25 protein-coding genes are annotated in these 26,292 nt (G+C 72.3%); 14 read left to right on the top strand and 11 right to left on the bottom strand.

The genetic code is table 11. The annotated features are described in order from the left end of the window. The first annotated feature begins 56 nt into the window (after positions 1-56). Positions 57-1,037, top strand: a complete 981-nt coding sequence (locus tag SMD20_RS11480) for an acetylxylan esterase (protein ID WP_329578858.1) — start codon at positions 57-59, stop codon at positions 1,035-1,037. An 87-nt stretch (positions 1,038-1,124) separates the two neighbouring features. On the opposite strand, the gene SMD20_RS11475 is transcribed toward SMD20_RS11480, so the two are convergent. After that, positions 1,125-1,412: a HesB/IscA family protein gene (locus SMD20_RS11475; protein WP_329578855.1), complete on the bottom strand. Its 288-nt coding sequence runs from the start codon at positions 1,410-1,412 to the stop codon at positions 1,125-1,127. A 242-nt stretch (positions 1,413-1,654) separates the two neighbouring features. On the opposite strand from SMD20_RS11475, the gene SMD20_RS11470 reads away from it, so the two are divergent. From SMD20_RS11470 to SMD20_RS11460, 3 genes are all read left to right on the top strand, one after another. Beyond that, positions 1,655-2,857, top strand: a complete 1,203-nt coding sequence (locus tag SMD20_RS11470; protein ID WP_329578852.1) for an erythromycin esterase family protein — start codon at positions 1,655-1,657, stop codon at positions 2,855-2,857. Between the two features lie 97 nt (positions 2,858-2,954). Next, on the top strand, positions 2,955-3,488 hold the full coding sequence (locus SMD20_RS11465) for a DUF4142 domain-containing protein (protein WP_329578849.1): 534 nt from the start codon (positions 2,955-2,957) through the stop codon (positions 3,486-3,488). A gap of 160 nt (positions 3,489-3,648) precedes the next feature. Continuing rightward, a complete protein-coding gene (locus SMD20_RS11460; protein WP_329578847.1) occupies positions 3,649-4,014 on the top strand; it encodes a PRC-barrel domain-containing protein in 366 nt (121 codons plus the stop codon). Positions 4,015-4,051: 37 nt separating this feature from the next. Here SMD20_RS11460 and SMD20_RS11455 read toward each other — a convergent pair whose 3' ends face one another. Then, the gene (locus tag SMD20_RS11455) at positions 4,052-5,764 is read right to left on the bottom strand and encodes an exo-alpha-sialidase (RefSeq protein ID WP_329578844.1); all 1,713 of its coding nucleotides are present in this window, start codon (positions 5,762-5,764) and stop codon (positions 4,052-4,054) included. Between the two features lie 255 nt (positions 5,765-6,019). Here SMD20_RS11455 and SMD20_RS11450 point away from each other — a divergent pair, with 255 nt between their 5' ends. The 5 genes from SMD20_RS11450 to SMD20_RS11430 all read left to right on the top strand — a co-directional run bounded on the left by SMD20_RS11450 (position 6,020) and on the right by SMD20_RS11430 (position 11,670). Next, positions 6,020-6,967, top strand: coding sequence for a hypothetical protein (locus tag SMD20_RS11450; protein ID WP_329578842.1), 948 nt, complete (start codon positions 6,020-6,022; stop codon positions 6,965-6,967). A gap of 73 nt (positions 6,968-7,040) precedes the next feature. Then, positions 7,041-7,325, top strand: coding sequence for a hypothetical protein (locus tag SMD20_RS11445; protein ID WP_329578840.1), 285 nt, complete (start codon positions 7,041-7,043; stop codon positions 7,323-7,325). Between the two features lie 19 nt (positions 7,326-7,344). Continuing rightward, positions 7,345-8,745: an FAD-binding oxidoreductase gene (locus tag SMD20_RS11440; RefSeq protein ID WP_329578837.1), complete on the top strand. Its 1,401-nt coding sequence runs from the start codon at positions 7,345-7,347 to the stop codon at positions 8,743-8,745. Between the two features lie 157 nt (positions 8,746-8,902). Continuing rightward, positions 8,903-10,513 (top strand): MFS transporter, encoded by a 1,611-nt coding sequence (locus SMD20_RS11435; protein ID WP_329578834.1) that lies wholly within the window; start codon positions 8,903-8,905, stop codon positions 10,511-10,513. 29 nt (positions 10,514-10,542) lie between these two features. Beyond that, the gene (locus tag SMD20_RS11430; protein ID WP_329578831.1) at positions 10,543-11,670 is read left to right on the top strand and encodes an FAD-dependent monooxygenase; all 1,128 of its coding nucleotides are present in this window, start codon (positions 10,543-10,545) and stop codon (positions 11,668-11,670) included. Positions 11,671-11,788: 118 nt separating this feature from the next. On the opposite strand, the gene SMD20_RS11425 is transcribed toward SMD20_RS11430, so the two are convergent. Continuing rightward, entirely contained in the window at positions 11,789-12,079 is a 291-nt protein-coding gene (locus tag SMD20_RS11425) for a hypothetical protein (protein WP_329578828.1), read from the bottom strand. 121 nt (positions 12,080-12,200) lie between these two features. Here SMD20_RS11425 and SMD20_RS11420 point away from each other — a divergent pair, with 121 nt between their 5' ends. Then, positions 12,201-13,214, top strand: coding sequence for a hypothetical protein (locus SMD20_RS11420; RefSeq protein ID WP_329578824.1), 1,014 nt, complete (start codon positions 12,201-12,203; stop codon positions 13,212-13,214). Positions 13,215-13,227: 13 nt separating this feature from the next. Here the strand turns inward: SMD20_RS11420 and SMD20_RS11415 are convergent, their stop codons facing one another. Genes SMD20_RS11415 through SMD20_RS11405 form a run of 3 tightly spaced genes read right to left on the bottom strand, consistent with a single transcriptional unit; the run spans position 13,228 to position 15,516 of the window. Further along, positions 13,228-13,836, bottom strand: coding sequence for a pentapeptide repeat-containing protein (locus tag SMD20_RS11415; protein ID WP_329578821.1), 609 nt, complete (start codon positions 13,834-13,836; stop codon positions 13,228-13,230). 18 nt (positions 13,837-13,854) lie between these two features. Next, entirely contained in the window at positions 13,855-15,015 is a 1,161-nt protein-coding gene (locus SMD20_RS11410; RefSeq protein WP_329578818.1) for a cation:proton antiporter, read from the bottom strand. Positions 15,016-15,024: 9 nt separating this feature from the next. Further along, on the bottom strand, positions 15,025-15,516 hold the full coding sequence (locus SMD20_RS11405; RefSeq protein WP_442942471.1) for a cation:proton antiporter regulatory subunit: 492 nt from the start codon (positions 15,514-15,516) through the stop codon (positions 15,025-15,027). A 247-nt stretch (positions 15,517-15,763) separates the two neighbouring features. Here SMD20_RS11405 and SMD20_RS11400 point away from each other — a divergent pair, with 247 nt between their 5' ends. Both SMD20_RS11400 and SMD20_RS11395 read left to right on the top strand, forming a co-directional pair. After that, on the top strand, positions 15,764-16,411 hold the full coding sequence (locus tag SMD20_RS11400) for a response regulator transcription factor (protein WP_329578815.1): 648 nt from the start codon (positions 15,764-15,766) through the stop codon (positions 16,409-16,411). Between the two features lie 195 nt (positions 16,412-16,606). Further along, complete coding sequence (locus SMD20_RS11395; protein ID WP_329578812.1) at positions 16,607-17,656, top strand: PAS domain-containing sensor histidine kinase; 1,050 nt, start codon at positions 16,607-16,609, stop codon at positions 17,654-17,656. Positions 17,657-17,668: 12 nt separating this feature from the next. Here SMD20_RS11395 and SMD20_RS11390 read toward each other — a convergent pair whose 3' ends face one another. The 3 genes from SMD20_RS11390 to SMD20_RS11380 all read right to left on the bottom strand — a co-directional run bounded on the left by SMD20_RS11390 (position 17,669) and on the right by SMD20_RS11380 (position 22,231). Next, positions 17,669-18,652 carry a DUF1838 family protein gene (locus SMD20_RS11390; protein WP_329578809.1) on the bottom strand — a complete coding sequence of 328 codons (984 nt, stop codon included), beginning with the start codon at positions 18,650-18,652 and terminating at the stop codon, positions 17,669-17,671. Between the two features lie 118 nt (positions 18,653-18,770). Beyond that, positions 18,771-19,952 carry an acetate/propionate family kinase gene (locus SMD20_RS11385; RefSeq protein ID WP_329578807.1) on the bottom strand — a complete coding sequence of 394 codons (1,182 nt, stop codon included), beginning with the start codon at positions 19,950-19,952 and terminating at the stop codon, positions 18,771-18,773. Further along, positions 19,928-22,231 carry a phosphoketolase family protein gene (locus SMD20_RS11380; protein ID WP_329578804.1) on the bottom strand — a complete coding sequence of 768 codons (2,304 nt, stop codon included), beginning with the start codon at positions 22,229-22,231 and terminating at the stop codon, positions 19,928-19,930. Before SMD20_RS11380 ends, SMD20_RS11385 begins: the two co-directional genes overlap by 25 nt. A gap of 173 nt (positions 22,232-22,404) precedes the next feature. Here SMD20_RS11380 and pgi point away from each other — a divergent pair, with 173 nt between their 5' ends. Together pgi and SMD20_RS11370 are read left to right on the top strand one after the other, a co-directional pair. Further along, positions 22,405-24,036 carry a glucose-6-phosphate isomerase gene (pgi, locus tag SMD20_RS11375; protein ID WP_329578803.1) on the top strand — a complete coding sequence of 544 codons (1,632 nt, stop codon included), beginning with the start codon at positions 22,405-22,407 and terminating at the stop codon, positions 24,034-24,036. Positions 24,037-24,068: 32 nt separating this feature from the next. Beyond that, positions 24,069-24,428 (top strand): spore germination protein GerW family protein, encoded by a 360-nt coding sequence (locus SMD20_RS11370; protein ID WP_329578801.1) that lies wholly within the window; start codon positions 24,069-24,071, stop codon positions 24,426-24,428. 182 nt (positions 24,429-24,610) lie between these two features. On the opposite strand, the gene SMD20_RS11365 is transcribed toward SMD20_RS11370, so the two are convergent. Beyond that, positions 24,611-25,336, bottom strand: a complete 726-nt coding sequence (locus SMD20_RS11365; RefSeq protein WP_329578798.1) for a VIT1/CCC1 transporter family protein — start codon at positions 25,334-25,336, stop codon at positions 24,611-24,613. Between the two features lie 197 nt (positions 25,337-25,533). Next, entirely contained in the window at positions 25,534-26,262 is a 729-nt protein-coding gene (locus tag SMD20_RS11360) for a hypothetical protein (protein ID WP_329578796.1), read from the bottom strand. Between the last annotated feature and the right edge of the window lie 30 nt (positions 26,263-26,292).

Raw genomic sequence — 26,292 nt, 5'->3', positions numbered from 1 at the left:
TTTCCTGGCTTATGGGGTGAAATATCACCATCGTTCCGTCAGCTAGGGGAGCATCCGTGCCACTGTTCGATCTGCCGCTCGACGAGCTTCGCGCCTACCGTCCCGACCGCGACGAGCCCGCCGACTTCGACGACTTCTGGGCCCGCACGCTGGCCGAGGCCAGGCAGCACGACCTGGCGGCCACCTACACGCCCTACGACCTGCCTCTCACCGGCGTCGAGGTGTACGACGTGTCGTTCGCGGGCTGGGGCGGCCACCGCATCAACGGCTGGTTCCTGCTGCCGCGCGGTGCCGAGGGCCCGGTGCCGTGCGTCATGCACTACATCGGCTACAGCGGCGGGCGCGGCTTCCCCAAGGACCACCTGCTGTGGCCCTCGGCGGGGTACGCGGTGTTCGTCATGGAGACCCGCGGCCACGGCGGCGCCAACGTCGGCAGCCCCGGCACCACGCCCGACCCGCACGGCGGCGCGAACCCGCAGGCCCCCGGCATGATGACCCGGGGCATCCTCGACCCCGAGGACTACTACTACCGGCGGGTGTTCACCGACGCGGTCCGGGCCGTGGACGCCGCCCTGGAGCACCCGGCGGTGGACGGGAGCCGTCTCGTCGTCTCGGGCGGCAGCCAGGGCGGCGGCATCGCGCAGGCCACGGCCGCGCTGCACCCGGCGGTCAAGGCGGCGCTGGTCGACGTGCCGTTCCTGACCCACTTCCGGCGGGCGGTCGAGATCACCGGGAAGGATCCGTACCAGGAGCTGGTCCGCTTCATGGCCACCCGCAGGGACAGTGCCGAGCAGGTCTTCCGCACGCTGGCGTACTTCGACGGGATGAACTTCGCGGCGCGGGGCCAGGTGCCCGCGCTCTACTCGGTGGCGCTGATGGACGACGTGTGCCCGCCGTCCACGGTCTTCGCCGCCTACAACCACTGGCAGGGCCCGAAGGAGATCGTCGTGTGGCCCTGGAACAACCACGAGGGCGGCGGCGGATATCAGAGCGAGGAGCAGGTGCGCTACCTCCACAAGCTGCTCACCGCCGGCTGAGCCGGCTTCAGCGATGCGCCGGCTGAGCCGGCGCGGTGGGACGCCCCCCGCCGGGCCGCGGCTCAAGGAGCCCGGCGGGGGCGCGCCTCACACGGCCTGCTCGGTGACCAGGAACGACACACTGCCCTGGTCGTCGGCTCCGGCGTCGAGAGATTTGTCGTCCAGCACGGTCGCGGCCACGGGGTCGAGGTAGACCCGGGCGCCCTCGGACTCCACGACCGCGTCCGCCGGCTCCGGCGCGGTGGCCAGTGACAGGGTGAGCGCGTTGGCGCCCTCACCCTCCGACGAGATGCGGATCCCGCTCTGTGCGGGCTCCGGCGCGGTCGCGGTGAGATCGCGGATCGCCTGGGCTGCGTTGGCTGTCAGGGTGAGCACTACGGCTCCTCCTCACGGTCGACGTTCAGGAGTCAGCCACCCTTCCCCCTCTGTCCGGGCTCAACCATCGCGGCCCGCTTCTTTACCCGGAACCTGCCGCGGCGGCGCGGACGACGAGCCGTGAGCCGCGAGAGTAAAGCGACGCACCTGCCCTGTCCCCCCTTGGTTGAAGGCAGAGCGTCATAGAAGCCCGAAAAGCGGGTCAAAGTTTCAACCGAAGGTTCAACGATACCGTTGAAGTCATGACAACTGGCATCAAGGACGTCGTCCGCCCCCTCGACGCGGCCTCCGTCATGGCCCTGCTCCCGAACCGCCCCCGCGTGCTCGCCGTCGGCGAGCCCACCCACCTGGAGGAGACCCTCCTCGACGTACGCAACGAGCTGTTCCGGCAGCTCGTCGAGCGGGAGGGCTACCGCGCGATCGCGCTGGAGAGCGACTGCCTGCGTGGCCTGGTCGTGGACGACCACGTCACCTCGGGCGCCGGCACCTTCGACGAGGTCATGGAGCGCGGCTTCAGCCACGAGTGGGGCGCCCTGGCGGGCAACCGCGAGCTGGTCCGCTGGATGCGCGACCACAACGCCGGCCGGCCGGCGGCCGAGCAGGTGCGTTTCACCGCCTTCGACAGCCCGACGGAGATCACCCACGCGGAGAGCCCCCGGCAGGCGCTCATGGCGCTGCACGGCTATCTCGCGTCCCACGTGGAGGCCGTCCTGCTCCCGTGCACGGCCGACACCCTCGACCGGCTGCTCGGGGCGGACGAGCGCTGGAGCGATCAGGCCGCCATGCGCGACCCTTCGCGGTCCGTGGGCCGCTCGGCCGAGGCCGCGGAGCTGCGGCTGCTGGCCGACGACCTGGTGGCGTTGCTCGACGCGCAGACGCCGCACCTGCTCGCCGCGACCGCGCAGGACGACTGGGACCGGGCCCGCCTGTACGGCAGGGCTGCCGTCGGCCTGCTGCGCTACCACGCGCACCTGGCCGGCACGGGATCGGGAAGGATGGCGGGGCTGCTGGCCACGCGGTCCGCCGTGATGGCCGCCAACCTCCTCGCCTTCGCCGAGCGCCGCCCCACCTTCGTCTTCTCCCACAACCTGCACCTCACGCCGACGTCGGGCACGATGCGGATGGAGCAGGGCCCGGTGCGGTGGTGGAGCGCGGGCGCGCTCGTCCGCGCCCGCCTCGGCGCCGAGTACGCCGTCCTCGCCACCGCCGTCGGCACGATCCACCACCGGGGCGTGGACACTCCGCCGGCCGGCACGGTCGAAGGGCTGCTGCACGCCGTGCCGGAGGACCACTTCCTGGTGGACCCGCGCGGCCTGGCCGCCGCCCTCGCCGGCGAGCCGCCCGCGGTCAGGGAGTCTCCGTACTTCGGCTACTTCCCCCTGGACCCGGCCCATCTGGACCTGATCGACGGGCTCGTCTTCGTCAGGGACCTGCCTGGGGAGTGACGCCGGGGACGCGCCGGGCGGCGCAATGCGGGGACTCGATGGCCTTGACGGTTACTGTGCGTAGTGGATCAGTGTCGCCATCGTCATAGGAATGCTCATGCGTACTCGCCGCCTGACCCTTTTGCTGGCCGCCGCCGCCCTCGCGGGGTGCGCGACCGCGCCCACGAACACCGCGGGGGTGGCGCCGCAGACCAGCGCCCCGCCGTCCGAACTGGACAAGACCTGGTTGCGTACCATCCACCAGGGCAACATGGCCGAGATCCAGGCCGGCCGCCTGGCGGAGGGCAAGGGCACCACCAAGCAGATCAAGTCGATCGGCAAGACGCTGGTCGACGACCACACCGCGTTCGACGAGAAGGTCACCCAGCTCGCCGGCCGGCTCGGCGTCGACCTGCCGGGCTCGCCCACCGCCGCCCAGAAGGAGCTGTCGAACAAGCTGCGCGCGGACACCGGCTCCGACTTCGACCAGGACTTCGTGGCCGGGATGACGAAGGCTCACGTCGCCGCGATCAGGATCACCAAGCAGGAGATCGACAAGGGCACCTCGCCGGAGGTCGTGGCGCTGGCGAAGGAGGCCGATCCCCAGCTCAAGAAGCACCTGGAGGCGCTGCGCAAGGCGCACGGCGGCTGATCCGCCGGCGCTCCTGGAAAGGCCGCGGGGCCGGGCGCGACGCGCCCGGCCCCGCGGCGTGGAACCGGACAGGAAACCATAGCCCGCTAAGTGTGGTTTTGTGGAGATATGGGGTATCTGTCCAGTTTGACGCAAGGGGTGCCACATCAGGGGGTAGGTCGTGGCCACGCAGACGGAGATCCGCACGCTGCTGGAGTGCCACGTCGTCGGTTGTGACGGCGAGCAACTCGGCAGGGTGGGACAGGTCTATCTCAACGACCGCACCGGCCGCGCGGAGTGGGTGACCGTGTGCTCCGGATTTCTCGGCATGCGGCAGACTTTCGTGCCGCTCGCCGGCAGCAGCCGTACGGGTGACGAAATCACCGTCGCTTTCGACGGCGCGAAAGTCAGGGCGGCGCCGCACGTCGCCGTGGACGGTCTGCTGACCGCCGGGGAGGAAATCCTGCTGCACCGCCATTACGGAATGGGCATGGCCGTTCCCGCGCCGCGAACGGGCGATCACGACCGGCTCGACCTGGACACCTGACCATCGCGCCGACCATTCGAAAAAGGCCGGGAAAAGGTCAGGTCGCCGCGTAGAGCTCGATTTCGTTGAGCATCGCGCACGACGGCCCGATTTCCCGATCGCAATCGTCGGAACGCGCCACCACGATTTTCACGTGCCGGCCTTTGGCGTCGATCGGCTGATGACGCAGCGCGTAATCCGTACGGTCATTGATGGTGAGCACCGGCTTGCCCCACGTGCGTCCGTCGCGCGAGACGTACACGCGGGCTCCGGCCGGATGCCCCGGGCGCAGGCTCAGTCCGGCCATGGTGAAGCGGTACTGCCGGTTCAGGTGCAGCACGTACTCGCCGGAGGCGCCCGCGGCGACCGCGCTCGACCAGTAGGCGGTGCTGCCGTCCAGTGCGGCCGCCGGCCGGGTGTGCGGCCGGCCGCGGGCGGTCCAGCGCATCGTGGTGGAGATCGTCAGGTCGCCGCGCCGGAGCAGCCCGGCCAGGTCCAGGCGGCCGGGCGCGGGCGGGGCGAGGTCGTACAGGCCGCGCTTGATCGCGTACCAGCCGCCCTGCTCGAAGCGGCCGTGCGCGGGGCAGGCCGTCTCGTCGAGCGAGTGGTCCGGCCGCACCCCGGCGATCTTGCAGTTGTCGAACACCTGGATCAGCCGGTGCGGCCCGATCGCCGCGACGCCGGTGTAGCCGGACGAGCCGTGGGCGTCCCACACGCCGTCCCGGTTGTGGTAGGTCACGCGCGGCTGCAGCCACTCGTGCCCGAGGCCGTCGCGGCTGACGGCCAGCCAGTTGTCCGGCCGGCCCGCGCTCAGCACGAGCGTCCCGCCCGGCATGAGCAGCAGCCGCGGCGCGACGCCGCGCACCACGCAGTCCGTCCCGGCGAAGCGCAGCCCGGTCGGTGGAGTCCAGGTCCGGCCGCCGTCGGCCGAGCGGGCCTGGCTCAGCGTCGCGTACGCGCCGCCGTCGCGGCGGATCACCGCCACCAGGCTGCCGTCCATGGCCTGCGCCAGCGCGGCCTCGGTGTAGCCGTACCCGGCCTCCTCCGGGCGGGCGATCACGCCGCGCCGCTCGAAGGTGCGGCCGCCGTCGGCGCTGGCGTACACCTCGGCCTGGTATGCCCCGGTGTCCCGGTAGCGGGCGTAGACCGTGATCAGGATCGTGCCGTCGGCGAGCTGCACCGGCGTGCCGTGCGCGGCCCCGCCGGACAGCAGCTCGTCCGGGGTGCGCAGGGTCGCCACCGAGCGCAGCCAGTCCTCGCCGTCGTCGGCGGCGTCCGAGGTCAGCACCCCCAGCCGCGCCGTGTGCGGCCCGGTCCGCTTCTGGTAGTACTCGGTGGCGAAGTAGCGCCCGTCCAGCAGCTCGATCGGCGACTCGCGCAGCGGCGTGGCCGCCGACGGGCCGAACGTGACGCCGCCGTCGGTGGAGACGGCGGCCTCGCTGGTGAGGGTGACGACCTTGTCGACGTTCGTGGTGAACGTGGTGATCACCTTCTGCGCGGGCCGGCCGTCCGGCCCGGCGACGTCGAGGACGGACACGTTCGGGAAACCCGCGAAGTCCAGCCGCTCCAGCTCGTTCGGCTCCCGCCTGGCGGGCGGCGGATTGGGATGAATCCAGCCGAGTGAGGAAGCAGTGGCGATCAGGTTAGGGGGGGACAGCTGGGAGTCGTCGGGCAGCGCGCAGTAGCTGCCCCCCGCCTGCGGCGAGCCCGTCGTGACGGGCAACGCCGAGGTGGCGACCACGGCCGCGACCACGGCTCTGGGCACCGGCATTTTTGCGCTCCTCGTCCTGTTGTCCTCGCTTGCGCACTGGTTCGGACTCTAGATCACCGATCATCGGCAACCCGGGATTCACCTGCGGGAAGTCGCCGTCGCGTCGCGCTATCCGCGTCCGCGCCGCCGCAAACATACTGGATGCGTAAAGTGCCAGTTGACAGAAAAGCTCGCCATGCCCACGATCAGAGCGGCACTATTAAGTGTGAATTTACAGAGCTTCGAATCGGCCCGCGGGTCAGGAGGTGGCCTCAGATGAGCGTCGAGCCAAGGGCGGAAGTGGCCCCCCAGCGAATGCCGCCTCTCTGGGACGGCACGGCGCCCCTGGCGCCCGAGACGGCGGCGCAGCAACGCGTCGTCCACCGCATCTGCGCCCGGGTCGTCCCCGAGGGCGTGGAGATCGGCGTCGGCGAGCTGCCGCCCGGCGGCCTCCAGGTGTGGATTGACACCCCGGTGCCGCCCGCCGAGCAGGAGGCGTGGGTGCTGCACCACCGCATGGCCCGCGAGGTGTCGCTGGTCGGCTGGCACTGCGACGCCGACCAGGACCGGCTGCTGGTGCTCGGCTGGAGCGCCGCCTGCCTGCACAACCGGGTACGCCTGCTGCAGAGCGGCCTGCGCCGCCTGACCGGCTTCGAGCAGACCGCCCAGCGGGCCGTCCAGCTCGAAGGCCGCGACCCCGGCGACGGGCCCGCCGCCGAGATCGTCGCCGCCACCTGCGCCTCGATCGAGCGCCGGCTGCGCTGGCCCGAGCGGCTGGCCGAGCTCCACGGCTACGAGCGCAGCTCCGGCCTGCCCCACCTGCAGCTCCTGCTGGCCCAGGTCATCGGCCTGGAGGCCAAGGTCGCCGCCGCCTGCGAGGAACACCTCGTCATGGCGCGCGTGCTCGCCGGCGCGGTGTGCGAGCACCACGCCCGCCACGGCGACCTGCGCCGCGCCCAGCGCGAGGTGCTGGCCGAGACCCGCCGCTGGGTGCACGCCAGCTCCATGATCCGCGGCTCGGCCGCCCGGCCGGCCACTCCCGGCGCCGGCCGTCCCCACATGGGGCTGGCGGAGCGCCGCATCGCCGCGAGCGTCATCAACCACGGCGTCATCGACAGCGTCATCGACGGCGTCATCGACAACGGCGCACCGCGGGCCACCCCCGCGGCCGTCGCCGCCGCTCCCCTGGCCGGATACGCCGGCCAGGAGGAGGGCGCAGGCTGACCCAGACGCCGCTCGACGGCGAGCGGCCACCCCGGAAGAAACCCCGCCCCCATCCGGTAGGAAAGGCCCCGTCATGCGAACCCCCCCGCACCTGCCCGGACCCGCCAGGCCCGACAACCACGACCCCCGCGACACCCACGACTTCCGTGACTCCCGCGACTTCCGTGACGACTCCGGTCACGGCGTCCCGCGCCCCCGGCGTCACCCGTACGCGCTGCGCGAGTTCCCCGTGCAGGCGCCGCAGCCGGCGCTGATCCCCGCGCCCGACCTGTTCGCCGAGCAGCGCCTGCTCGAGATCAGGGACATGTCCCACCAGGCCATCGGCTCCATCGACGACCTGCTCCAGCACACCGCCTGAGAGGAACGGAAGGACGACCATGCAGGAGCTAACGCGAGTCGAGCTGATGCCGCGTGACGTCGGAGGTCACCAGCCACGCTCCATCACCGGCACCGAGTCCCCGCGCACCCTCGACCAGGTCCGCGCCCTCGTCCGCGCCGCCGGCGCCACCCGGCACCGCCTGTACCCGATCAGCACCGGCCGCAACTGGGGCATGGGCTCGGGGATGCCGGTCACCGACGACAACGTCGTGGTCGACCTCAGCGGCATGAACCGCATCCGCGGCATCGACCTGGAGACCGGCTTCGCGGTCATCGAGCCCGGCGTGACGCAGCGGCAGCTCGCCGAGGCGCTGCGCGACACCCCGTGGATGCTGAACGTCACCAACTCCTGTGCCGACACCTCCGTGGTGGGCAACGCCCTCGACCGCGGCGACGGCACCTTCCGCTCCCGCGTCCACGACGTGGCCGGGCTCGAAGCCGTCCTCGCCGACGGCAGCGTGGTCACCACCGGCGGGCTCGACCCGGCCGGCCGCTACCACGGCAGGGTCGCCGGGCCCGACCTCACCGCCGCGTTCGTCCAGCACAACCTCGGCATCGTCACCGCCATGGCGATCGCCCTGGTGCCCCGGCCCGAGTCCATCGGCATGGTGTACGGCCGGCTGCCGCGCCACCAGGCCGCGGTCGCGCTGGAGGCGGTGGCCGGGTTCGTCCGCCGCGGCAACCCCGCCGACGGCATGCTCCGCGTACGGGAGCTGGCGCTCACCCCGTCCCACGGCGACTGGACGCTGCCCGCCGGCGTCGATCTGGACCGCTTCGCCGTCATGGGGCCGCTGCTCGGCACCACCGCCGCGGTCGAGCTGGCCGAGGAATTGCTGCGCAAGGCGCTCGCGGAGGTCGAGGGCTCCGAGGAACTGCTCGTGGTGGACCCGACCGAGGTCAAGCCGGACGACCCGCTCTACGCCCGGGCCCTCATGTCGCAGGGCATCCCCACCTGCGCGGGCGTGCGCAAGGCGCTCGGCGTCGCCTCCTGCGAGCAGGTCGACGCGACCGGGCTCGGCTTCCTCGCCCTGATGCCGCTGATGCCGACCGACGCCCGCAGGATCGGCCACATCCTGGACGCCCTGCAGAGCGCCGTGGACGCCCACTCCACCGCCCTCATGGCCGAGTGGAACGTCGTCGGCCGGCACATGGCCAACGGCGTCATCCAGATCTTCTTCGACCGCTCCCGCCCGGACGGCGCCTACCGCGCCCACCAGCTCCGCAACGACGGCAACTGCGTGCTGCGTGGCAACGGCTGCGCCATCTACCGCTCCGACATCGACCACGCCGCCGCCGACGTCTGGTCCGAGACCAGCACCGCCAGCCTCGGCATGCTCCACCGGCTGAAGACGGCGCTCGACCCCGACGGCCTGCTCTCGCCCGGCCGCTACGGCGCCTGAACCGCACGAACCCGCACATACCCGTACGAAAAACCCGCCCATCCCGCCGGCCCGCGCGGCCGGCGAGGACCACTGATAGTAAGTTGGAGGTGACCACGTGCGTTCGTCACCGGCACGGGGGACGAGCACGGCCGTCCTGAGCCGCCGTCAGGGAGTCATGCTGCGCCTGGTCGGCGCGGGCGTCATGCTGACCGTGATGGCCGACACCACGGCCACCACCCTGGCCGTCGGCGTGCTGCGCTACACACCGGCAGGGGCCGGCATGCCCCTCGGCGACCTCGTCTGGCTGACCAGCGCGGCGTTCATCCCGATCGCGGCGCTGCTGGCCACGGCCGGCCGCTGGGCCGACCTGTTCGGCCGCCGCCGGGTGCTGGCCGTCGGGCTGGTGGTGTTCGTGCTGGGCGGCATCGCCACGGTGACCGCCGACTCCTGGTCGTTCGTCCTCGCGGCGCGGGCCGTCCAGGGCGCGGGCGCCGCCGCGATGATCCCGGCCAGCCTCGGGCTGCTGCTCGGCGAGCTGCCGGAGAACGAGCGGCGCGGCGCGATCGCGCTGTGGAGCTCGGCCTCCGGGCTGGGCTGCCTGCTCATGCAGGCGGGCGGCGGCTGGCTGGCCGCCGCCGTGGACTGGCGGATGTTGTTCGTGCCCGACGTCGTCATCGGCGTCGTGCTCCTCGTCGCCTGCCTCGCGCTGCCTCCCGGCAAGCGGGCCGGCGCGCGCGGCCTGCCGGACGTGCTCGGCGCGTGGCTGCTGGCGGCCGGCATCGCGGTCATCGTCCTCGCCATCTCCAAGGCCATGGCCTGGGGCACGGACGTGGCGTGGCTGGGGCTGGCCGCTCTCCTGCTGATCGGCGGGGCGCTCGCCCAGGCCCGCCACCACCGGCTGCCCGCCATCGACCTCGCGCTGTGGCGCCGGCCCAGGTTCGTCTGGGGCTGGCTGGCCACCTGGGGGTTCGGCGCGCTGTCGTACGGGCTGCTGACCGTGCAGCCGCTGTACCTGCTCCACCTCGGCTATCCCATGCTGGAGGTGGCCATGTGGCTGACGCCCACGTCCGTCGCGGTCGTCGTGACGAGCTATCTGGCCGGAAAGCTCGTCAAGCACATCGGCCCCTACGGGCTCATCTACGCCGGGTCGCTGCTCTGCGGTGGCGCGTGCGTGCTCGTCCTGACCCAGGTCGGCCCCACCGTCTGGGGCCTGATCGCCAGCGTGGTCGTGGGCATGGGCGTGGGCGCGCTCGCGCCCGGCACCTCGGTGGCCACCACCCTGGCCGCCCGCCCCCACCAGTACGCCTCCGCCGTCGGCGCGGCCACCATGGCCCGCATGGTCGGCGGGGCCGTCGGCGTCGCCGTGGTCTCGCTCGTCATCGACCACCCGGCGCTGATCGGCGGGTTCGGCGGCCTGGCCGGCGCGATCGCGATCTGCGTCGCCATCTCGGTGCTCACCGGCGCCCTCGCCCTCACCAAGATCACCCGGGTCCGGACCGACCCCGGCGACGTCATGGTGAAGGTGCCGCGCCGGATGCTGCTGGAGCTGCGCATGACCCTCGCCACCGTGGCGGCGGAGGCCGACGCGCTGCTGCCCGCCGAGACCCGCGCCCTGCCCATGGACCCGCACGCGGGCCAGCACGTCGGTACGCCCGCCGGCGCGCCCGCCGGCCAGCACGTCAACTCACCCGCCAACCCGCCCGTCCACCCGCCCGTCCACGCCGTCCCGCGGCCACGCGCGGCCGACTCCGGCCCGCTCGCGAGCACCCGCGGGAATCCGAACTAGATCCAGAACCACCGAAAGGGCTCCTCGTCATGGCAACCACATCGTGCGACGTAGCCATCGTCGGCGCCGGGCTCGGCGGCTGTTTCCTCGCCATGCTCCTCCGCCGCCGCGGGCAGAACGTCGTCGTCATCGAACAGGGACCGTCGATCCCCAGCGCGGGCGCGGACTTCCTCAAGCCCCCGGGACTGCGGGTGCTGGCCCGGCACGGGCTGGCGGACCTCGTCGGGCGCCATGGCCTCAGGCGCGACCACATCCGCTACTACCACGACGGCGACCCGATCCAGGAGTGCCGCTTCCCCGACGGCGGCTTCCTCATCCGCCCCTACCGGGAGCTGGTCGAGCTCATCTACACCTGCTGCGCGATGGAGGGCGTGGAGTTCTGGTTCGGCGCCGAGATCGGCCACATCGCCGTCGGCGGGGGAGGGGTGGAGGAGCTGACGCTCGCCGACGGTCGCCGGCTGCGGGCCGGGGTCGTCGTGGGCGCGGACGGCACCAAATCCCTGGTACGCCAGGCGCTCGGCATCGAGCAGGTCACGCTGCCGTACGAGCGGCTCATCATGCGCGTGGCCACGGTGCCGCTGACCGAGAGCGTCGCCCGGCTCAACCGGCTCTACTTCAGCTCCGGCGGCTGGCTCGCCTACTTCTACCCGCTCGGCCCCGAGCAGACCAGGGTGTTCGTCGGCCTGCCGCCCGAGCGCGACGAGGAGGTCTTCCAGGACGGCATCCCCACCCTGGTGGACGAGCTGAAGAAGTTCGTCTCCGAGAGCTCCGACGCCTTCGACAGCCTCCAGTCCGCCGCGTGGCAGCGGATCAAGGTCTCGGCCATGCGGGTCGCCGCCTACCACCGCGGCAACGCCGCCCTGCTGGGCTCGGCCGCGTTCGCCTGCCACCCCATGACCGGGATGGGCATGAGTTACACCCTGCGCGACGCGGAGATCCTGGCCGACGTCATCTGCGCGGCCGGCGGCGACCCCGTCCTGCTGGACCGGCTGATGCACGAACGCTACGAGCCGCGCGGGAACGCCCACCGCATGCTCATCGACTACGGCGACGCCCTCGCCGCCACCTTCCACGACCGCGACGCCTATCTCGCCGCCTTCCGCGAGGACCTGCACACCCGGGGTGAGGCCGCCGAGCCCGCGCTCCAGCTCATCTGACGTCCAGAGCCACGCCCCCGCCGTCCGCCATTCCCACAACCGATGAAGGCCGCCCGACCATGGGCAGCCCGATCACCCAGGCGGCGGGGGCGTCGTCATGCCCGCACCGCTCCTGACCTCAGGAGGTGATGACCAGCTCGGTGCCGTCGAGGTCCTCGCGCACCTCGTGCCCGGCGCGGACCAGGACGGCGCGCAGCGCGAGCCGGACCGCCGTGCGGACCGTGGCGTACTTCACCAGGCGGTCGGCGGCGCCGCCCCACGTCACGATCACCCCGCGCGCCGGATCATGCCAGACGCCGAGCCCGCCGTCCGCCGACAGCAGGGACGGCTCGACGGTGAAACCGGCCTCCGCCAGCTCCCGGCGGACCAGGAGCTCCAGGTCCGGGCCCGCGTTCGAGGCGTCGTTCATGAGCAAGCGCTGCCCCCTCCGCCCGGCCGCGAACGCGCGAAAAGGCCACTGTTCCCGGGAGAATGCGGGTTGTGTCTCCCACGTCATCATCGGAGGAGACCGGCGGGGACGGAGAGAGGGGATGGGGATGCGGGTCGCGGCGGCCAGGCGGCTGGCGCGCAGGTGGGTGCGTGAGGAGGGAGCCGCGCTGCCGGGGTTCGGGGGCGCGTTCCTGACCGGCTCCGCGTTGTGGGCGGACCCGTCCGACGAGCTCCCCGCGACCTCCGACGTGGACGTCATGGTGATCGCCGATCCGCCTGTGAAGATCGGCAAGTTCCGCTACGAGGGCGTCCTGCTGGAGGTCTCCGCCATCCCCGGGATCGGCGGCGCCCGCGAGGTGCTCGGCGACTACCACCTGGCCGGCAACCTGCACCTGCCCGGCGTCCTGGCCGACCCCACCGGGCGACTGGAACGGCTGCACCGGCTGGTCGCCCGCGGCTTCGCCGAGCGCCGATGGGTCCTCGCCCGCTGCGAGGACGCCCTGGCCAGGATCCGCGACCGGCTCGGCGGCCTCGACGCCGCCGCGCCGCTGCCCGCCCAGGTCATGGCGTGGCTGTTCGGCACCGGGGTGACCGCGCACGTGCCGCTGGTGGCCGCGCTGCGCAACCCCACCGTACGCAGGCGGTACGCCGCCGTGCGCGACCTGCTCGCCGCGCACGGCCGCCTCGGCCTGCACGAGGAGCTGCTGGAACTGCTGGGCTGCGCCGCGCTGAGCCCGGCGAGGGTGTCGTGGCACCTGACCGTGCTGGAGGACGTCTTCGACGCGGCCGCTGAGGCGGACGCCCCTGACTACCCGTTCGCCTCCGACCTCACGCCCGCCGCCCGGCCGGTGGCCATCGACGGCGGCCGGGAGCTCGTCGCCCGCGGCCTGCACCGCGAGGCGGTCTTCTGGCTGGCCGCCACCTACGCCCGCTGCCTGGCCAAGCGGGCCGCCGCCGGGCTGGACGGGTATGAGGACGGGCTGCTGGAGCTGCTGGACGACCTGGGCGCGGGCACGCCCGCCGACCGCCGCCGCCGTGCCGACCGCGTCCTCGCCGCCCTGCCCGCCCTGCGGCAGGCGGCCGTCTCCCTGATCCCGCCGAGCGTCCCGGCCTGACGGCCCGGGAGCGTCAGGGGCGGACGACCAGGCCCAGCGCCGTGGCGACGGCCGTCGCCTGCACCGGGTCGATGATCGCGCCCTTGAGCGTGACGTCGGCGGGGTCGAGCCCGCCGAGGTCGCTGCCGCGCAGGTCGCACTTGGTGAGGTCGGCCCCGCGCAGCCACGCGCCCGACAGGTCGCAGCGCCGCAGCGCCGCGCCCTCCAGCCGGGCGCCGCCGAGGTCGGCCTCGCGCAGCCGTACCCCGTCGATGGTGCTGCGGCGCAGGTCCGCGCCCTGGAGCTGCACGTACGACCAGTCGCCGCCGTTGATCTTCAGCAGCCCGAAGGTGCAGCCGTCGAAGACGCTGCCGGTCATCTTGCAGCCGGTGAACGTCGCGTCGAAGAACGAGCAGCCGGCGAACAGGCAGGTCAGGAAGCGCGCGTCGGTGTGCTCGGAGACGTTGAAGCGTACGTTGCCGAACGTGCACTCCTCGAAGGAGGAGCCGCGGTCGATCAGCTCCGTCAGATCCACGTCCTGGAACAGGACGCGCCGGAAATCAGCTCCCGTGATTTCCGGCGCGTCCCAGTCGTCCGCGCCGATCGTGCGTTCGATGGGGAACGCCGCTCGTCTGGTGCCCATGCGGACAAAGCTAGCCGATCAGGCTCGTTTCGCGATCGCCGTGATGAACGGCTGCACGAGCTTGGCCGCCAGCGGGCCGAACGCCGCCAGGATGAGCACGTACGCCGCCGCCAGCGCTCCCAGGTCGGGATGCGCGCCCGCGCCGACCGCGAGGCCGGCGATGACGATGTTGAACTCACCGCGCGGGATGAGCGCGATGCCCGCCCGCGCCTGGCCGGCCTTGCCGATGCCCGCCCGGCGGGCCGCGTAGATGCCGGTGAGCAGCTTGGTGATCATGCTGACCAGCGCCAGCAGCGCGGCCAGCCCGGCCACCGGCAGGATCTTCGCCGGGTCGGTCTGGAGCCCGAAGAAGACGAAGAACACCGCGGCGAACAGGTCGCGCAGCGGCGCCAGCAGTGCCTGCGCGTCCTCGGCCAGCTCGCCCGACAGCGCGATCCCGACGAGGAACGCGCCCACCGCCGCCGACACCTGGAGCTGCTGGGCCAGACCGGCCACCAGCAGCGCCAGCCCGACCACCTTCAGCAGCAGCACCTCGGAGTTCGGGCTGGAGACGAACGCCTCGATGAGCCGCCCGAACTTCAGCGCCACGATGAGCACGACGCTGACGGTGATCAGCGCGATGCCCACCGCGATGGCGCCGTTGAGCAGGCTGAGACCGGCCAGCATGGTGGTCAGCACCGGCAGGTAGATCGCCATCGTCAGGTCCTCGAAGACCAGCAGCGACAGCACCGTCGGTGTCTCGCGGTTACCGATCCAGCCGAGGTCCGACAGCACCTTCGCGGTGATGCCGGAGGAGGTGGCGTAGGTGACGCCGGCCATCGCCACCGCGGCGACCGGCCCCCAGCCGAGCAGCAGCGCGCAGATCGCGCCCGGCGCCGCGTTGAGCACCAGGTCCACGATGCCGGCGCGGGCGTTGCCGGTGAGGCTGGTCATCAACTCGTCGGCGTTGTACTCCAGGCCCAGCGTGAGCAGCAGGAGCACCACGCCGAGCTCGGCGCCGACGGAGATGAACTCCTCGCTCGTCGCGAGGGGCAGCACGCCGCCGGTGCCGAACGCCACACCGGCGATCAGATAGAGGGGAATGGGGGAGATGCCGACCCGCAACGCCAGCGCGCCGAGGACGCCGAGACCAAGAAGGACCGCTCCGAACTCGAGAAAGAGGATCGCGGTTTCGTGCAACCCGCGCCCCTACCCTCGGGCCAGGATGTCGGCCACCTCGGCGGTGCTGTCCTCGCTGCCCACGACCACCACGACGTCACCCGTGCCGAACACGAAGTCCGGTCCGGGGCTGGCGAACACCTGGCCGCTGCGGACCACGGCCACGATGGAGGCGCTGGTACGGGTGCGCACCCGGGCGTCTCCCATGGGCCGGCCCGCGTACGGGGAGCCGTCCGGGATCGGGAGCTGGACGCTGACCAGGCCCTCCACCTGCTGGTGCAGGGCGTTGAGCCGCTGCACGATGCGCGGGGCGCCGAGCAGCTCGGCCAGGGCGTCGGCCTCCTCGTCGTTCAGCTTCACCGTCTGACAGGCGCGGTCGGGGTCGTCCTTGTCGTAGATCACCAGGTCCCGGCGCCCGGTGCGATGGGAGACGACTCCCACGCGCTGGCCGGCCCGGGTGGTGAAGTCGTGTCTGAGTCCGATCCCCGGCAGCGCTGTTTGCTCGACCTCCACCTGTCCCACCCGTTCGAAAGCGTAAAATTTCCGGACAACCTTACCAGTGGCACGTTACCTGTCCTTCACCCCCTTATGGACCGCCCACCTGCGACAGCCCTCCGTACGCCCGCCGGTGGCAGGAGGCGGGGGCGGCATGGAAAACTGGGAGTGACCGCCCGAACACCGTGATCACGCCGCACGACCGGCCGGACCGCGCCGAAGCCGGACCGCCCGGAACCGGACTGCGCCGACGCAACCGAGAGAGCCGACGCCCATGCCGACCACCTCCCCCCTGATCCGGCTGGTGCTGGTCGAGGATCACGCCATGGTCGCGGAGGCCATCACCCTGGCCCTGGCCCGCGCCGCCGGCATCGCCGTGGTCGCCCACGCCGGCACGATCGCCGCCGCCCTCACCGAGACGGCCAGGACGCAGCCCGACGTGGTGGTGCTCGACCGCCGGCTGCCCGACGGCGACGGCATCTCGGTCGTCGGCCGCCTCGCCGCCGCCGCGCCGGGGGTCCGGGTGCTGGTGCTGACCGGCGAGGCCACCGCCTCCGTGGCCGTCCGCGTGGTGCAGTCCGGCGCCGCCGGGCTGCTGGTGAAGTCCTCGCGGCTGGACGAGCTGGAGTCGGCGGTACGCGAGGTCGCCGCGGGCCGGGCGGTGTTCCCGCCGGGCCTGCTGCCCGGCCTGCTCGACCGGCTCACCGGGCGGTCCGGCCACCTGGAGGCCCGGCTCACCGCCCGCGAACGCGAGACGCTGCTGCTCCTGGCCGAGGGCGCCGGCACCGGCGAGATCAGCGAACGCCTCGGCGTGGCCAGGAACACCGCCCGCAACCACGTCCAGCACGTGCTGGAGAAACTGGGCGCCCGCTCCAAGCTGGAGGCGGTCGCCGTCGCCCGCCGCGAAGGGCTGCTGGACTGACGCGATGGTGCTGCCGTCGTGTAGTGGCGGGGGCGGTAAAGTCGTTCGGTACGAGCGGGCGGCGCACGCCGTCCCGCCGCTGGGCCCGTCCCGCCGGTGCCTGACCCCGACCCCCCTGAGCCCCGCCCCCTGATCCCGCGCCGGCCGCGGGTGATCGGTCCTGGCTCCTGACCGGCCGTGGGAGGCTGCCTTCTCATGCCCGAGCGCGACCGCCCCGCCGAGGACATGCGGCTGCTCGTCCAGAGCATCCGCGACTGCGCCATCTTCATGCTCGACCCACTGGGCCGCATCGTCAGCTGGAACGCCGGCGCCCAGCGCATCAAGGGCTACGCCGCCGAGGAGATCATCGGCAGGCACTTCTCGGTCTTCTACCCCTCCGAGGACGTCGCGGCGGGCCATCCCGCCACCGAGCTGGCGGTCGCGGCCGCCGACGGTCAGTGGGAGGAGGAGGGCTGGCGCGTCCGCAAGGACGGCACCCGCTTCTGGGCCCGCGTCGTCATCACCGCCCTGCACGACGAGCACGGCGGCCTGCGCGGCTTCGGCAAGGTCACCCGCGACCTCACCGAGCGGCGCAGCATGGCCCGCGCCCTGGACGAGCGCGGCGTGCTGCTGGCCCGCCTCATCGAGGCCCAGGAACGGGAGCGCCGCCGCATCGCCAACGACGTGCACGGCGACACCATCCAGTCCATGGTCGCCGTCGGCATGCGGCTACGCCTGCTGGAGTCCCGGCTGCGGGACTCGCCGCTGCCCGCCGAGTACGCCGACGCGGTGCACGGCATCGACGAGGCGGTCGACGCCGCCGCGGACCGGCTGCGCGAGCTGGCCTTCCGGCTGCGCCCGCCGGAGGAGGGCCTGGTGGCGAGCCTGGCCGCGTACATGGAGACGGTCATGGCGGGCACCGGCGTGCGGTGCGAGCTGGCGCACGACCTCGACGCCGAGCCGCCGGCCGAGGCCGCCATCACCGTCTTCCGCGTCTGCCAGGAGGCGCTGACGAACGTGGCCAGGCACGCCGGGGCGTCCTCCGTCACGGTGTCGCTGGTCTCGCTCGACCGGGGCGTGCACGTACGGGTGCGTGACGACGGCGTGGGCCTGGCCAGGCCCGGCGGTCAGACCGGGCACTTCGGGCTGGTGGAGATGCGCGAGCGCGCCGAGACGGCCGGCGGCTGGTGGGACATCAAGGGCGAGCGGGGGGCGGGCACGACGGTCGAGTTCTGGGTGCCCGCGGTGCCCCGCCGGCTGCCCTGAGCGGCCGGAGGCTCAGCGGGCGTTCGCGGCGCACCAGCCGGCCCACGTGGTGGCGCCCTTGTGGAGCTGCTTGGTGTGGAAGGAGCTCCAGGAGTTCTCGCTGGCGCCCGGCGCGCTGGGGGTGCTCCGGTAGAGCGGGTGGTTCTGGTCGACCTCGGCGCGGATCCACGGCTCGATGTCGGCGTAGGAGTCGAGCGACCAGCTCCGGGCGTGGTAGGTGAGCTGGCCGCGCACCTCGCTCTCGGCCAGGCACATGAACGGCGCCCACGGGCTCGTCCGGCTCCAGGCGATCTTCGTCTTCATCGCGCCCGAGGGCACCTTGCCCGGTACGGCGCGGGTGGCCACCTCGCGGTCGTCGACGAAGAAGTCGAACATCTCCTGGGCCGCGTACACGCCGCCGACCAGGCCGAACTTCTCGCCGAGCGTGCTGCCGAAGTCGGTGCGCACCGGGATGTCGCTGGTCCAGACGGTCTCGTCGTGCAGGCGGCGGGTGGGCGGGCCGGCGTAGGACGGGGTGACGTCGAACGGGCCGAAGTTCACCGTGTCGTTGTTGATGGGGACGACCGGATAGGTCTTGAGGTCGACCGGGTTCTTCCACTCCCGCAGGATCTTCGTCGGGTCGGCGGGGTCGGTGTAGAAGACGATCTCACGGGAGAGCTGGTAGAGCTTGGTGGTGCCGGGCTCCCGGTAGAGGCGGCGGATGTTGTAGCCCTCGATGCCGAACAGCTTCTGGCCGTGCCGCAGCCCCGGCTCCAGGGCGTTGCCCTCGACGTTGGCGTAGACGCTGCCGGAGATCCGGAAGACCATGTCCTTGCCGTCCGGGCGGCCGAACGTCTGGAGGGACAGCAGCGCGTTCTTGTCGGTGACCGTCTTGAAGACCGGGCCCGGCAGCGTCGGGTCGGTCGTCCTGCCCTCCGCGGCCGCCGACGCGGGGGCGGTGAGGGCGAGGAACAGCGCGGCCAGGGCGACCGGCGCGGTCAGACGGCGTTTCGGCATGGGGGTGCTCCGCTGATAGGGGGTTCGGACCGCCAATTGTGATCACGAACGCGCCGACGCTGTCCACCCGCGCCGGCGTTTTCATGATCACAATGCCGCCCGGACCCCCGTGGCGGGATCAGCCCTGCGAGGAGATCAGGGTGAGCGCCTGGCTGGCGATCTCCCACTCCTCGTCCGTCGGCACGACCAGCACCGGCACCTCCGCGCCCGCGGCGGACACGGCCCGCTCGCCGTCACCGGCCGCGTTGAGCACCGGGTCCACGGCGATGCCGAGCCGGTCGAGCCCGGCCAGCGCCTCCGCGCGGGTGGCGGCGTCGTGCTCGCCCACCCCGCCGGTGAACACGACGGCGTCCACCCGGCCGAGCAGCGCGTAGTAGGCGCCGACGTACTTGCGGATGCGCCGGGTGTAGATCCGCAGCGCCAGGCGGGCCTCGTCGTCGTCGCGGGCGCGTACTTCCCGCATGTCGAGGGTGCCGGTCAGCGCGAGCAGGCCGCCGCGGCGGCTGAGGTCCTGCTCGACCTGCTGCGGGTCGGCGCCGGAGGTGCGGGCGAGGTAGCCGGCGAGCCCCGGGTCCACGTCGCCGGAGCGGGTGCCCATGACCAGCCCCTCCAGCGGGGTCAGGCCCATGGAGGTGTCGACGCTGCGCCCGCCGGAGATCGCGGTGGCGCTGGCGCCGTTGCCCAGGTGCAGCACGATCAGGTTGAGCTCGGCGAGGTCGCGGCCGAGCACGGCGGCGGCGCGGCGCGAGACGTAGGCGCAGGAGGTGCCGTGGAAGCCGAAGCGCCGCACGCCCAGCTCCTCGCGCCAGTCGCGCGGCACCGCGTACGTGTACGCCTCCGGCGGCAGCGTCCGGTGGAAGGCCGTGTCGAACACCGCCACCTGTGGCACCGAGGGGAACGCCTTGCGCGCCAGCCGGATGCCGGCCAGGTTGACCGGGTTGTGCAGCGGCGCGAGCGGGGCCAGCTCCTCGATCACGGACACCACCTCGTCGTCCACGAGCACCGGCCCGTCGAAGCGTACGCCGCCGTGCACGACGCGGTGCCCGACCGCGACCGGGTCCAGCTCGGGACCGGCCGCGGCGAAGGCCGCCATCATCGCCTCCAGGCCGTCGCCGTGGTCGGGGAAGGGCCGCTCCCGCACGTACGGCGGCCCGTCCCCGGCGTGGTGGGTGAGCCGTCCGGCCCGCTCGCCGATGCGCTCGATCAGCCCTCTGGCCGGGCGCTCGTGGGTCCGGACGTCCACCAGTTCGTACTTGATCGATGAGGATCCCGTGTTCAGGACGAGAATGTGGCCGGCCATGTCCAGGAGCTTATTTCGCCGGGGTCCTCGCCGTGCTCGCGGGTGTAGGCACGGGCCCGCAGCCGGGCGTCGCTCATCCGCTGGCGCAGGTGGGCGGCTTTGGAGCCGAGTCCGGGGACGCGGTCGATGACGTCCATGACGAGGTGGTAGCGGTCGATGTCGTTGAGCATCGCCATGTCGAACGGGGTGGTGGTGGTGCCCTCCTCCTTGTAGCCGCGCACGTGGATGTTGTCGTGGCCGTTGCGGCGGTAGGTGAGCTGGTGGATCAGCGACGGGTAGCCGTGGAAGTCGAAGATGATCGGTTTGTCCACGGTGAACAGGGTGTCGAACTCGGCGTCGGTCATGCCGTGCGGGTGTTCCGACGGCGGCTGGAGCCGCATGAGGTCCACGACGTTGATGACGCGGACCCTGAGCTGGGGCAGGTGCTCGCGCAGCAGCGCGGCGGCGGCCAGGGTCTCCTGCGTGGGGACGTCGCCGGCGCAGGCGAGCACGACGTCGGGCTCGCTGCCGTCGTCGGTGGAGGCCCACGGCAGGATGCCGAGGCCGCGCGTGTTGTGGGCGATGGCCTCGTCCATGGTGAACAGGTCGAGCACGGGCTGCTTGCCGGCCACGATGACGTTGACGTAGTCGCGTGAGCGCAGGCAGTGGTCGGCGACGGAGAGCAGCGTGTTGGCGTCCGGCGGCAGGTAGACCCGCACCACCGACGCCTTCTTGTTGACCACCACGTCGAGGAAGCCGGGGTCCTGGTGGCTGAAGCCGTTGTGGTCCTGCCGCCACACGTGCGACGACAGCAGGTACGTCAGCGACGCCACGGGACGCCGCCACGGGATCTTGTGCGTGGTCTCCAGCCATTTGGCGTGCTGGTTGAACATGGCGTCCACGATGTGGATGAACGCCTCGTAGCAGTTGAACAGCCCGTGCCGGCCGGTCAGCAGGTAGCCCTCCAGCCAGCCCTGGCACAGGTGCTCCGACAGCACCTCCATCACCCGGCCGCCCGCGCCCAGGTTCTCGTCGGTGGGCAGCAGCTCGGCGTCCCAGGCCCGGTCGGTGACCTCGAAGACGGCCTGCAGCCGGTTGGAGGCGGTCTCGTCCGGGCCCATGAGCCGGAACGTGCTCGGGTTCGCGGCGATCACGTCGCGCAGGAACGTCCCGAGGACGCGGGTCGGCTCGGTCAGCTGGGCGGCGGGCGCCTTGACCTCGACCGCGTACTTGCGGAAGTCGGGCAGGCGCAGGGGCTTCAGCAGCTCGCCGCCGTTGGTGTGCGGGTTGGCGCTCATCCGGCGGGGCCCTTCGGGAACCGTCTCGACGATCTTCTCGACCGGCCGGCCGTCCGGCCCGAACAGCTCCTCGGGCCGGTAGGAGCGCATCCACTCCTCCAGCATGGCGAGGTGCGCCGGGTTGTCCCGTACGGCGGCGAGCGGCACCTGGTGGGCCCGCCAGGTGCCCTCGACGGGCTTGCCGTCCACCTCCTTCGGCCCGGTCCAGCCCTTCGGCGTGCGCAGGATGATCATCGGCAGCCGCGGGGCGTCGCCGGCCTTGTAGGCGGCGATCTCGTCCCAGCAGCGGTCCAGGGTGGCGGCCATCTCCTCGTGGTCGGGGCCGACCAGGTGGGGGCGGTAGCCGTAGCCCTCCATGAGCTTGGTCAGCTCGTTGTGGGGGATGCGGGCGAGGATCGTCGGGTTGGCGATCTTGTAGCCGTTGAGGTGCAGGATGGGCAGGACGACGCCGTCGCGGCGGCGGTCCATGAACTTGTTGGAGTGCCAGCTCGCCGCGAGGGGGCCGGTCTCGGCCTCGCCGTCGCCGATCACGCACGCCACCACCAGGTCAGGGTTGTCGAAGGCGGCGCCGTAGGCGTGGGCCAGCGCGTAGCCCAGCTCGCCGCCCTCGTGGATCGAGCCCGGCGTCTCGGGCGCGACATGGCTGGGGACGCCGCCGGGGAAGGAGAACTGCCGGAACAGCGCCTTCATGCCCCGTACGTCCTGGGTGATGTCGGGGTAGCGCTCGGTGTACGTCCCCTCCAGCCAGGCGTGGGCCACCGCCGCCGGGCCGCCGTGCCCCGGGCCGACGATGTAGATCATGTCCTGGTCCCGCTCCTTGATCACCCGGTTCAGGTGGGCGAAGCAGAAGTTCAGGCCCGGCGTGGTGCCCCAGTGGCCGAGCAGGCGGGGCTTGATGTGCTCCGGCCGCAGGGATTCGGCGAGCAGGGGATTGTCCAGCAGGTAGATCTGCCCGACCGACAGGTAGTTGGCCGCGCGCCAGTACGCGTCGATGTGCTCCATGCCCTTCCCCCTTCCTCCGTGGACGGCGCTGAACCCCGGCACGGGGAGTTTCCACTGAGGACGCAAAGACACGGCTCCGCCGTGCGCGGAATCAACCTCGATGGGTACGGGGTTGCGGGACGATGGACCAGAACCTGATCGTTTCGCCGCTTAGCGGTGCGAGGAGGAGACACGTGGACGGCGACATCACCCAGAGCCAGGAGTGGGCGGCGCTGGGCAAGCACCAGGAGGAGCTGGCCGGCAGGCACCTGCGCGAGCTGTTCGCGGAGGATCCCGGCCGGGCCGAGCGCATGACGGTGACCGCCGGCGACCTCTACCTCGACTACGCCAAGCACCGCGCCACCGGGCGGACCGTCGAGCTGCTGGCGGCCCTGGCCGAGCGGGCGGGCCTGCGCGACCGGATCGAGGCGATGTTCGGCGGCGAGCACATCAACGTCAGCGAGGACCGCGCCGTGCTGCACGTCGCGCTGCGGATGCCGCGCGAGGCCGAGCTGGTGGTCGACGGCCAGGACGTCCCGGCCGACGTGCACGCCGTGCTCGACAGGATGAGCGCCTTCGCCGGCCGGGTGCGGGACAAGGAGTGGAAGGGCGCCACGGGCAAGCCCATCGAGACCGTCGTCAACATCGGCATCGGCGGTTCCGACCTCGGCCCCGCGATGGCCTACGAGGCGCTGCGCGACTACGCCGACGCCGGCGTCGCCGCCCGCTTCGTCTCCAACATCGACCCCGCCGACATCGTCGGCAACCTGCGCGACCTCGACCCCGAGACCACGCTGTTCGTGGTCAGCTCCAAGACCTTCACCACCCTGGAGACCCTCACCAACGCCCGCGTCGCGCGGAGCTGGCTGGTCGGCGCGCTCGGCGACGACGCGGTGGCCAAGCACTTCGTCGCCGTCTCCACCAACGCCGCCAAGGTGGCCGAGTTCGGCATCGACACCGCCAACATGTTCGGCTTCTGGGACTGGGTGGGCGGCCGCTACTCCTACGACGGGGCCATCGGGCTGTCGCTCATGATCGCGATCGGGCCGGAGCGCTTCCGCGAGATGCTCGCCGGGTTCCGCACCATGGACGAGCACTTCCGCACCGCGCCCTTCGACCGGAACATGCCGGTGATCATGGGCATGCTCGGCATCTGGTACACCGACTTCTTCGGCGCCGAGACCCACGCGGTCCTGCCCTACAGCCAGCGCCTGCACCGCTTCCCCGCCTACCTCCAGCAGCTCACCATGGAGTCCAACGGCAAGTCGGTGCGGGCCGACGGCACCCCGGTCACCGTGCCGACCGGCGAGATCTTCTGGGGCGAGCCCGGCACCAACGGCCAGCACGCCTTCTACCAGCTCCTCCACCAGGGCACCCGGCTCGTGCCCGCCGACTTCATCGGCTTCGCCGAGCCCTACGAGGATCGCGAGGGCATGCACGACCAGCTCACCGCCAACCTGCTGGCGCAGACCTCGGCGCTGGCGTTCGGCAAGACGGCCGAGGAGATCGCGGCCGAGGGCACCGCGCCGGAGATCGTCCCGCACAAGGTCATGCCGGGCAACCGGCCCACCTCCACGATCCTCGCGCCGAAGCTCACCCCGTCCACGCTGGGGCAGCTCGTCGCCCTCTACGAGCACATCGTGTTCGTCGAGGGCACCGTCTGGGGCATCGACTCCTTCGACCAGTGGGGCGTCGAGCTGGGCAAGAAGATGGCCTCCGACCTCGCCCCCGCCCTCACCTCCGAGGAGCCGCCGACCAGCTTCCCCGACCCCTCGACCGAGCGCCTGGTCCGCCGCTACCGCGAGCTGCGCGGCCGGCGCGCGTAGTCGCCCGGCGGCTTCTGGGCGAGGATGTCCCCATGGACATCATGGAGTTGGTCGAACGGTCCAAGGACGCCGCCACCGTCCGGCGCGTCTTCGGCGAGCCGATCCAGCACGGCGACGTCGTCGTCATCCCCGTCGCCCGGGTCGTCCAGGGCGGCGGGGCCGGCCAGGGGCAGGGCAAGAACGACAAGGAGGAGGGCGGCGGGAGCGGCCTCGGCTTCGGCCACGGCGCCACGCCCTCCGGGGTCTACGTCATCAAGAACGGCGAGGTGAAGTGGCATCCCGCCGTGGACGTCAACCGGATCGTCCTCGGCGGCCAGCTCGTCGCCGTCGTGCTGCTGCTGACCGTGCGCGCCATACTCAAACCCCTCCTCCGCCGCGGCCGCCGACGCTGACCCCTCGCCCCGCACGGCGCTTACGCGCGTGCCGGGGGCCGACGTGGGGCTGCACGTGCCGGACCGCCCGCCGCACCTCCCGCCCGGCCGCAGGGCGCGGGGGTTAAGGGCGCGGCGGCTGTGCGGAGACGGGGCCTGAGGGGCGCGGCGGCTGAGTGACGAGTGGCTCAGGGGCGCGGGGGTCAGGTCAGGGTGACGCCGAGGAGGTGGCCGAGGCCGAAGGTGACGGTGGCCGCGCCGACGCCGAGCGCGAGCTGCCGCAGGCCGCCCACCCACCAGGGCCGCGCCGTCATCGCCGCCACCGCCGAGCCGAACCCGAACAGCCCGAGCACGCTCAGCACCACGGCCGGCGTCAGCCCCGAGGCCCCGAACAGGAACGGCGCCAGCGGCACCAGCGCCCCCAAGGAGAAGGCGAGGAACGACGAGGCCGCCGCCAGGTACGGCGAGGGCAGGTCGTCGGGGTCCACCCCCAGTTCCTCACGGACGTGCACGCGCAGGGCCTGCTCGGGGTCGGCCGACAGGCCGTCGGCCACCCGGCGGGCGAGGTCGGGGTCGAGGCCGCGCGACTCGTACAGCGCGGCCAGCTCGGCGCGCTCGCCCTCGGGGTTGCGGGCCAGCTCACGCCGCTCCACGGCGATCTCCGCCCGCATCAGCTCGGTCTGCGACTTCACGGAGGTGTACTCCCCGGCCGCCATGGAGAACGCCCCGGCGGCCAGCCCGGCGAACCCGGCCAGCACCGCGGCCTTCCCGCCGGTGCCCGCCGCGCCCACTACGCCGGCGATCAGCGCGAAGTTGGACACCAGCCCGTCCATCGCCCCGAACACCGCCGGTCGCAGCCAGCCACCGGTCACGTCGCGGTGCGTGTGGTGCTGCTCGGGGGAGCGCGGCTCGGCGAGCTCGATGGTCATGGAAATCCTCCACTTACGGATGCTCTTGTCCAAAAATCTAAAGTTCTTCGACAAGATCCGCAACGAAGGAAAGGCTAGCCTGACCTGCGGAAAAACCGCTCTGCCAGGTGTTCGTCACACCATGTGACCGGCCGGATGCGTGAAGATCCCCGCGGTACGGGACCGCGGGGATGACGTTCGAAGGGCTCTTCGGCGGATCAGACGCGAACCGCCGCCTCCGGAGCGGCCCCGACCCCCGCAGGCCCATCGGCCGGTGGCGCGGCCGTCGAGCCATGGGCGGTCATCGCCTCGTGGGCCGGCGTGGTGCCGTGCATCATGGCCGCGCAGTCCGCGATCGTCTCCTCCAGCAGCCGCCGCAGCAGCGCGTCAGGGTCGTTGACGCACGCCTGCACGATGCCCACGACCGCGAGCTGGACCGCGTTCGGGGCGGCGTACCTGCGGAAGCCCTTCTCGGTGATCTTGGCGGCCCGGCTGAAGCGCCTGGCCTGCTCGCTGGCGTGCGGGACCTCGTCCAGCGCCCGCCGGCTCGCCTCGCTCAGCCGGCCGGGCGGCGCGCCGTCCAGCCTGGCGAGCATCTCCTCGGCCGCCAGCACCGACACCGCCAGCGCGAGCTGGCGCTCGGCCGCGGCCACCGGCAGCGCCGTCGTGGCGCAGCGCAGCGCGATCCGCGCGTCCACGCGCAGGTCGTCGCCGGTCAGCCCGATGATCGACGGGACGAGGGGGACCAGCGCGGCCCGGTTCTCGTCGTTGACGTTGTCGTTGACCAGACGCGCGAGTGCGGCCAGCAACGGGTGCGTGCAGGCCGGATGGTCGCTCCAGCGTTCCCCGGCAAGGTAGGAGGCCAGTTCCATGAAGCAGGCACCGCGTTTCGGGTTGCGATGTCTGCCGCGGGACAGGACCGGCATGTGCTCAAGGTGTTTGTCCACGGGTGCTCCACTGCTCCACGCGATCGCCGT

The sequence above is a fragment of the Nonomuraea sp. LP-02 genome (assembly GCF_036289125.1).
GTDB classification, from domain to species: domain Bacteria; phylum Actinomycetota; class Actinomycetes; order Streptosporangiales; family Streptosporangiaceae; genus Nonomuraea; species Nonomuraea bangladeshensis.
The sequence above is the reverse complement of the archived record's forward strand: the minus strand, read 5'-3'. Positions and strand labels throughout refer to the sequence as shown.